This window comes from Ruegeria sp. SAZA006, assembly GCF_059613465.1.
This window is the reverse complement of sequence record NZ_JBXWSO010000008.1, coordinates 87,284-94,491: the sequence shown is the minus strand read 5'-3', so window position 1 is coordinate 94,491 and position 7,208 is coordinate 87,284. Positions and strand designations below refer to the sequence as shown.

Below are 7,208 nucleotides of genomic sequence, written 5' to 3'. Positions count from 1 at the left end.
CGTCGTGTCCAAAATCATCGAGTAAGGCGCATCAGCGCATACTGATGGAAAGGGCGTCCCTTGGGGCGCCCTTTTTCGTTAAGTTCCCAAAACCATGGTTGCGCCGATCTTGGTGTTGCACGCGAATACGCCACGCTTGCGTTGAGCGGCACCCCTCGACACAATTGCAGTCAGAATTGTCCAGTAGGGGAGGATGGTGGGATGACCAAGCATGTTGAAATCGGCCGGACTGGAGTCAGCTTGCCGCAAATAGGGTTCGGTTCAACAGGGCTGGGAAGCATTCCACAGATATATGGATACGAAGTAGACGAAAGCCGTGCACTGGATACCATCAGGGCAATTCTACAGCGTCCGGATGGCTTCATTGATACAGCGCGCGGGTATGCGTTGGGCCGAAGCGAAGAACGTATCGGGCAAGTCATTCGTGAACTGGGCGGGTGGCCCGAGGGCCGGGTTCTGTCCACGAAACTGGACCGGGATTTGGAGAGTAACAGATTTGATGCGACACAAGCGCGAAGGTCGCTTGAAGCAAGCCTTGAAGCCCTTGGCGTTGATCACGTGGATATTCTTCACCTTCATGACCCTGAATACGCAGCAGATCTTTCCGAGGTGATCGGCAAGGGCGGCGCGCTTGATGAGCTGTTTCGGATGAAGGAAGAAGGCCTGGCCAAAGCTGTGGGGCTTGCCGGAGGTCGAATTGACGTCCTGATGCCAATGCTACGCGATCGTGAGTTCGACGTCCTTCTGACGCACAACAGGCATACAGTCGTCAACGTGAATTCCGCTCCGCTGATTGAACTCGCGCGTTCCAAGGGAGTGACCGTTCTGAATGCGGCGCCCTATTCCGGAGGAATATTGGCCAAGGGAAGCTCTGCTCATCATTTCTACGTCTATCAGCCAGCGACCGAAGCGGTTCTGGGCCCGGTTCATGCGGTCGAGAGTATCTGTTCCCGCTACGATGTCCCCTTGGGGGCACTTGCGTTGCAGTTCTCGGTCAAAAACACAGATATCGCTTCGACAATCTGCGGCGCGACATGGCCGCAGCACGTGGACCAGACATTCGAATGGGCCGGCTGGTCTATCCCGGATGCGGTCTGGACAGAGCTGGCGGAATTGGGGCAATCCCAAAACGATCCTGAAGCCGGGTAGGGTGTTCAAGATTCAGCGCGGCGGCCTATCACTCGTCAGACAATCCGCATTTGGGGCTTGGTGGCATTTCCCCCTTGCCAAACAGCGCCAACCCCTCTAAACCGCGCGAGTTCTCGGTGAGAACGTGAAGGCGGGGTGATTCCCGCCTTTTGGGTTCGATGAGGGTTGGCGATGAGCGCCCGTCCTCCTCTCAACTCCAACGCCTGAAAAAAGGCTGTTAATATGCAAAGCCAAAACATCCGTATTCGGCTGAAGGCATTTGACTATCGCGTCCTGGATGCCAGCACGCAAGAGATCGTCAACACTGCAAAGCGGACCGGCGCGAACGTGCGCGGCCCGATCCCGCTGCCGAACAAGATCGAGAAGTTCACGGTTCTCCGTGGTCCTCACGTTGACAAGAAATCCCGCGATCAGTTCGAGATCCGTACGCACAAGCGTCTCTTGGACATCGTAGATCCGACCCCCCAGACCGTGGACGCGCTGATGAAGCTCGACCTGGCCGCTGGTGTGGACGTCGAGATCAAGCTGCAGTCGTAAGATCGGAGGGTATTGATGATGCGCTCTGGTATTATCGCAAAAAAAGTCGGCATGACCCGCCTGTTCATGGAAGACGGCAAGCAGATCCCTGTGACCGTTCTTCACCTGGACAACCTGCAGGTCGTTGCACAGCGTACCGCTGACAAAGACGGCTACACCGCCGTTCAGCTGGGCGCCGGTGCTGCCAAGGCAAAACGCACCTCGAAGGCCATGCGCGGCCATTTCGCCGCCGCCAAGGTCGAGCCCAAGCGCAAGCTGGCCGAGTTCCGCGTGTCGGAAGACGCGCTGATCGAAGTGGGCGCCGAGATTTCGGCAGATCACTTCCTGGCTGGTCAGAAAGTTGACGTTTCGGGCACCTCGATCGGTAAAGGCTTTGCCGGTGCAATGAAGCGCCACAACTTCGGTGGTCTGCGCGCCTCGCACGGTGTTTCGATCAGCCACCGTTCGCACGGTTCGACCGGTCAGTGTCAGGACCCTGGCAAGGTGTTCAAAGGCAAGAAGATGGCCGGTCACATGGGTGCTGCCCGTGTTACCACCCAGAACCTCGAGGTCGTCAAAACCGACGCCGACCGTGGTCTGGTCTTCATCAAAGGCGCCGTTCCCGGACCAAAATCGGGCTGGGTCACCGTCAAGGACGCCGTCAAGAAGAAAGCACCGGAAGGCCTGCCTTTCCCGGCTGCTGTGAAATCGGCTGCAACCGAAGCACCTGCGGAAGAAGCACCCGCGGAAGGTGGTGAAGCATGAAACTTGATGTAATCAAACTGGACGGCAAGAAAGCCGGCAACATCGAGCTGGATGCGGACCTGTTCGGCCTGGAGCCGCGCGCGGACATCCTGCACCGTGTGGTCCGTTGGCAGCGCAACAACGCGCAGGCTGGCACCCACAAGGTGAAGACCCGCTCGGAAACCAGCTACTCGACCAAGAAGATCTATCGCCAGAAGGGCACCGGTGGCGCACGTCACGGTGACCGCAACGCGCCGATCTTCCGCAAGGGTGGCATCTACAAGGGTCCGACACCGCGTTCGCACGGCCACGATCTGCCGAAGAAGTTCCGCAAGCTGGGCCTGCGCCACGCACTGTCGGCCAAGGCCAAAGCCGGTGAGCTGGTCGTGATCGAAAGCGCCGAAGCCGAAGGCAAGACCGCCGCACTGGCCAAGCAGGTTGCAGACCTGGGCTGGAAGCGCGCTCTGGTCATCGACGGCGCCACCGTGAACGAAGGGTTCGCCCGCGCAGCCCGCAACATCGAAGGCCTGGATATCCTGCCGTCGATGGGCGCAAACGTCTATGACATCCTCAAGCGTGACACGCTGGTGCTCACCAAGGCGGGTGTCGAAGCACTGGAGGCTCGACTGAAATGAGCGCGAAGGCAGAACACTACGACGTGATCCGCAAGCCGATCATCACCGAGAAAACGACCATGGCGTCCGAAAACGGCGCGGTTGTCTTTGAAGTGGCGATCGACAGCAACAAGCCGCAGATCAAAGAGGCCGTCGAGGCGCTGTTTGGTGTGAAGGTCAAGGCGGTGAACACCACCGTGACCAAAGGCAAGGTCAAGCGGTTCCGCGGCCAGCTGGGCAAGCGGAAAGACGTCAAAAAGGCCTATGTGACCCTAGAAGAGGGCAACACCATCGACGTGACCACCGGTCTCTGATCGGACCCGTCTTTGGAGAGAGATGAAGGCCCCCGCCGAAAGGCGGGGGTTTTTTGTTTTTTCCTTCAATTTCATACATGCATAGTCCGCGGGTGTGCGTTACATCCATAACGTGTTCTGAATGCAAACGGAGGATCTTTAAGTTGTCTCGCTGGTCAATAGATTTTGAGAAACACCCTTTGCATGAAACGCTGCGTCAGTCCGTTGAGTGGTTGGATGTTGATACCGGAGATATAGATGCAGAATTTGAAGAAGAGCGGCGGCGTCTCAGGAAGATCCTGAGCAATTTGGAAGAAACACTTGCAGGTATCGATCCAGAATTTTTTCCTCTGGCGTTGTTGAACCAACTCAACCAACACTTGAGGCATGGGAATTTTTTCCAGCAGCTTCAGAATTATTCAAACTCGCCACAAACTGCCCCTCTGCGGGCTGCAAACGATCATATTTCGCAGTATTCTCCTCAGATCTATCACTTGGCAGCCATGTCTAGGCTTCCAGAATCTCAGAAAGTCATTCGTCATACTGAGAAAGCCTTTCATTCGCTCGCTGTCGTGATGAACGACTTTAAAAGTAAGACAAAAGAACAAATCGGGGAGAGCGTGGGGAAACTGTCGGAGCTGACCGGCAAAGCGGACGAGTTCCGCCAGCGGCTTGATCTTTTGTCATCAGAAACGGAAGCGAAACTCTCAGAGTGGCAATCAGAGTTTACAGAAAAGCAGACGGAGCGTGCTGAAGAGTTTTCCACGGTGCAAATTGATCGCGAAAAGAAATTTGAGAATCAGCTTTCCGAATGGAGGAAGTCCATTGATCGGCAGCACTCCGAGATAGGCGCAGAGCAGGCAAAAAAACTTGAAGAGCTTTTAGTACACTTCGCAAGTGAAGGCGAAGAAATAATGAAAGACGTGAGAGAAAAGCACCAATCTGTGTTGGAAATTCACAGGCTGGTAGGTCGAGATAGCGTTGCCGGAGGCTACCAAAGTAGCGCGGAGGAAGAAAAAATGCAGGCTGACCTTTGGCGCTGGATTTCTATGGCGTCGCTTGCTGCAGCGGTCTTTTGGTTGGGCTTCAAGTACTGGATGGGCTTTGATCCTACTGTTTCCGGCTCGCTGAATTGGGCGAGCATCGTAACGGCGACATCGCTTACTGCTATTTTGCTTGTCGCCGCTGGATACGCCTCCAAACAGTCGAAGATGCATCGCGACAATGAGAAGCAAATGCTATCGTTTGCGCTTGAAACTAAGGCGCTTGATCCTTTCATGGCCGACCTAGAAGCGACAGAGCAACAAAAGATAAAAGCGGAACTAATCAAGCGCATGTTCGGTCAGCAGCACAACCAAACGGTTGCCTCTTCTGCCAGCGTAGACGAGGGAACTGTAAAATCGGTTGCAGCGATTTTGGCGCAGGCGTTTTCGAAAGCGGTGGACAAGGCTTAAAGGCGGTTCGAGAATAACTACTTGAGAAGGCGTTCTAGCTATTGCCCCCCACCCCCAACCCTGCTACACGCTCCAAATCTTGCGGCCTCGGATTCGTTCCGGGGCCTGTGATATTTGCAACCGGGGACCTTCGGGGCCCTATAACCTGGGCACCTACGGGGGCCTCTCACATAGCGGGGATTGATCCTCGCGCTTGCTAAACGGAAGACAGAAAGCATGGCACTCAAGTCGTACAAACCGACGACGCCGGGCCAGCGCGGGCTGGTGCTGATCGACCGTTCGGAGCTTTGGAAAGGACGTCCGGTCAAGTCTCTCACTGAGGGTTTGACCAAATCGGGCGGCCGGAACAACACCGGACGGATCACTTCACGCCGCCGTGGCGGTGGCGCAAAGCGTCTCTACCGGATCGTTGACTTCAAACGGAACAAACTGGATGTAGCGGCAACCGTCGAGCGGATCGAATATGACCCGAACCGGACCGCGTTCATCGCACTGATCAAATATGACGACGGCGAGCAGGCCTATATCCTGGCGCCGCAGCGTCTGGCGGTTGGCGACAAGGTCATCGCTTCGGCCAAGGCCGACATCAAGCCCGGCAACGCGATGCCGTTCTCGGGCATGCCGATCGGTACCATCGTGCACAACATCGAGATGAAGCCCGGCAAGGGCGGTCAGATCGCACGTGCGGCGGGCACCTACGCCCAGTTCGTCGGCCGCGATGGCGGCTATGCTCAGATCCGTCTGAGCTCGGGCGAGCTGCGCATGGTACGCCAGGAATGCATGGCCACCGTCGGTGCCGTGTCGAACCCCGACAACAGCAACCAGAACCTCGGCAAAGCCGGTCGTATGCGCCACAAGGGCGTGCGTCCGTCGGTCCGTGGTGTTGCCATGAACCCGATCGACCACCCGCACGGTGGTGGTGAAGGCCGGACCTCGGGTGGCCGTACGCCGGTTACGCCTTGGGGTAAAGACACCAAGGGTAAGCGTACCCGCAACAAGAACAAAGCGTCCCAGAAGCTGATCATCCGCTCGCGGCACGCCAAGAAGAAAGGGCGTTAAGACATGTCTCGCTCTGTTTGGAAGGGTCCTTTCGTCGACGCTTACGTGCTGAAAAAAGCCGAAGCTGCGCGCGAGTCGGGCCGCAACGAAGTCATCAAGATCTGGTCGCGTCGTTCCACCATTCTGCCCCAGTTCGTGGGTCTGACCTTTGGTGTGTACAACGGCCAGAAGCATATCCCGGTAAACGTCTCGGAAGACATGATCGGTCAGAAGTTCGGTGAATACTCGCCGACCCGGACCTATTATGGCCATGCTGCAGACAAAAAAGCGAAGCGGAAGTAAGTCATGGGCAAGGAAAAGAACCCCCGCCGCGTGGCTGAAAACGAAGCAATGGCAAAAACCCGTATGCTTCGCACCAGCCCGCAGAAACTGAACCTGGTTGCGCAAATGATCCGCGGCAAGAAAGTCGAGAAGGCTCTGACCGACCTGACTTTCTCGAACAAGCGTGTCGCGCAGGACGTCAAAAAGTGCCTGCAGTCCGCAATCGCGAACGCCGAAAACAACCACAACCTGGACGTGGACGAGCTGATCGTCGCCGAAGCATGGGTTGGCAAGAACCTGGTCATGAAGCGCGGTCGTCCGCGTGCCCGTGGCCGTTTCGGCAAGATCATGAAGCCGTTCTCGGAGATCACCATCAAGGTGCGTCAAGTTGAGGAGCAAGCCTAATGGGACATAAAGTCAATCCGATCGGCATGCGCCTTCAGGTCAACCGCACCTGGGACAGCCGTTGGTACGCAGATACCAAGGACTACGGTGATCTTCTGCTGGAAGACCTCAAGATCCGTGAGTTCATCAAGAAAGAGTGCAAGCAGGCCGGCATCGCCCGTGTGATCATCGAACGTCCGCACAAGAAGTGCCGCGTCACGATCCACACTGCGCGTCCCGGTGTCATCATCGGCAAGAAAGGCGCGGACATCGAAGTTCTGCGCAAGAAGATCGCGCAGATGACCGACAGCGAACTGCACCTGAACATCGTCGAAGTGCGCAAGCCGGAACTCGACGCGCAGCTGGTTGCCGAGTCGATCGCTCAGCAGCTGGAGCGCCGCGTTTCGTTCCGCCGCGCGATGAAGCGGTCGGTTCAGAACGCCATGCGTATGGGCGCCCTGGGTATCCGGGTGAACGTCGCTGGCCGTCTGGGCGGCGCCGAAATCGCACGGACCGAATGGTACCGCGAAGGCCGCGTGCCTCTGCACACCCTGCGTGCCGACATCGATTACGCACATGCCGAAGCGATGACCCCCTACGGGATCATCGGGATCAAGGTCTGGATCTTCAAAGGTGAGATCATGGAGCACGATCCGCAGGCACGTGACCGTAAAGCACAGGAACTCCAGGACGGCCCTGCACCTCGTGGTGCTGGTGGCGGTCGTCGCTAAGGA

10 protein-coding genes are annotated in these 7,208 nt (G+C 57.0%); all 10 read left to right on the top strand.

The annotated features are described in order from the left end of the window. Positions 1 to 60 precede the first annotated feature (60 nt). Positions 61 to 1,149 (top strand): aldo/keto reductase, encoded by a 1,089-nt coding sequence (locus AC2FNZ_RS09050; RefSeq protein WP_496840274.1) that lies wholly within the window; start codon positions 61 to 63, stop codon positions 1,147 to 1,149. A gap of 222 nt (positions 1,150 to 1,371) precedes the next feature. Then, entirely contained in the window at positions 1,372 to 1,686 is a 315-nt protein-coding gene (rpsJ, locus tag AC2FNZ_RS09045; protein WP_008756422.1) for a 30S ribosomal protein S10, read from the top strand. An 18-nt stretch (positions 1,687 to 1,704) separates the two neighbouring features. Continuing rightward, positions 1,705 to 2,430 (top strand): 50S ribosomal protein L3, encoded by a 726-nt coding sequence (rplC, locus tag AC2FNZ_RS09040; RefSeq protein WP_170343454.1) that lies wholly within the window; start codon positions 1,705 to 1,707, stop codon positions 2,428 to 2,430. Further along, positions 2,427 to 3,044 carry a 50S ribosomal protein L4 gene (gene rplD / locus AC2FNZ_RS09035; RefSeq protein ID WP_093965339.1) on the top strand — a complete coding sequence of 206 codons (618 nt, stop codon included), beginning with the start codon at positions 2,427 to 2,429 and terminating at the stop codon, positions 3,042 to 3,044. Before rplC ends, rplD begins: the two co-directional genes overlap by 4 nt. Then, the gene (locus AC2FNZ_RS09030) at positions 3,041 to 3,337 is read left to right on the top strand and encodes a 50S ribosomal protein L23 (protein ID WP_093965341.1); all 297 of its coding nucleotides are present in this window, start codon (positions 3,041 to 3,043) and stop codon (positions 3,335 to 3,337) included. The genes rplD and AC2FNZ_RS09030 overlap by 4 nt, the downstream gene beginning before the upstream one ends. Positions 3,338 to 3,480: 143 nt before the next feature. Then, positions 3,481 to 4,770, top strand: coding sequence for a hypothetical protein (locus AC2FNZ_RS09025; protein ID WP_496840273.1), 1,290 nt, complete (start codon positions 3,481 to 3,483; stop codon positions 4,768 to 4,770). A 216-nt stretch (positions 4,771 to 4,986) separates the two neighbouring features. Continuing rightward, a complete protein-coding gene (rplB, locus tag AC2FNZ_RS09020) occupies positions 4,987 to 5,829 on the top strand; it encodes a 50S ribosomal protein L2 (protein ID WP_093965344.1) in 843 nt (280 codons plus the stop codon). A gap of 3 nt (positions 5,830 to 5,832) precedes the next feature. Beyond that, entirely contained in the window at positions 5,833 to 6,111 is a 279-nt protein-coding gene (rpsS, locus tag AC2FNZ_RS09015; RefSeq protein WP_005980699.1) for a 30S ribosomal protein S19, read from the top strand. A gap of 3 nt (positions 6,112 to 6,114) precedes the next feature. Next, entirely contained in the window at positions 6,115 to 6,495 is a 381-nt protein-coding gene (gene rplV, locus AC2FNZ_RS09010) for a 50S ribosomal protein L22 (RefSeq protein WP_039538267.1), read from the top strand. Then, positions 6,495 to 7,205 (top strand): 30S ribosomal protein S3, encoded by a 711-nt coding sequence (gene rpsC, locus AC2FNZ_RS09005; protein WP_093965346.1) that lies wholly within the window; start codon positions 6,495 to 6,497, stop codon positions 7,203 to 7,205. The genes rplV and rpsC overlap by 1 nt, the downstream gene beginning before the upstream one ends. The last annotated feature ends 3 nt before the right edge of the window (positions 7,206 to 7,208 follow it).

What these genes read in the sequence shown, in the direction of transcription:
- rplD (WP_093965339.1), top strand. Translation starts at nt 2,427, where the DNA reads ATGAAACTTGATGTAATCAAACTGGACGGCAAGAAAGCCGGCAACATC.
- rpsJ (WP_008756422.1), top strand. Translation starts at nt 1,372, where the DNA reads ATGCAAAGCCAAAACATCCGTATTCGGCTGAAGGCATTTGACTATCGC.
- rpsC (WP_093965346.1), top strand. Translation starts at nt 6,495, where the DNA reads ATGGGACATAAAGTCAATCCGATCGGCATGCGCCTTCAGGTCAACCGC.
- rplB (WP_093965344.1), top strand. Translation starts at nt 4,987, where the DNA reads ATGGCACTCAAGTCGTACAAACCGACGACGCCGGGCCAGCGCGGGCTG.
- rpsS (WP_005980699.1), top strand. Translation starts at nt 5,833, where the DNA reads ATGTCTCGCTCTGTTTGGAAGGGTCCTTTCGTCGACGCTTACGTGCTG.
- rplC (WP_170343454.1), top strand. Translation starts at nt 1,705, where the DNA reads ATGCGCTCTGGTATTATCGCAAAAAAAGTCGGCATGACCCGCCTGTTC.
- rplV (WP_039538267.1), top strand. Translation starts at nt 6,115, where the DNA reads ATGGGCAAGGAAAAGAACCCCCGCCGCGTGGCTGAAAACGAAGCAATG.
- AC2FNZ_RS09030 (WP_093965341.1), top strand. Translation starts at nt 3,041, where the DNA reads ATGAGCGCGAAGGCAGAACACTACGACGTGATCCGCAAGCCGATCATC.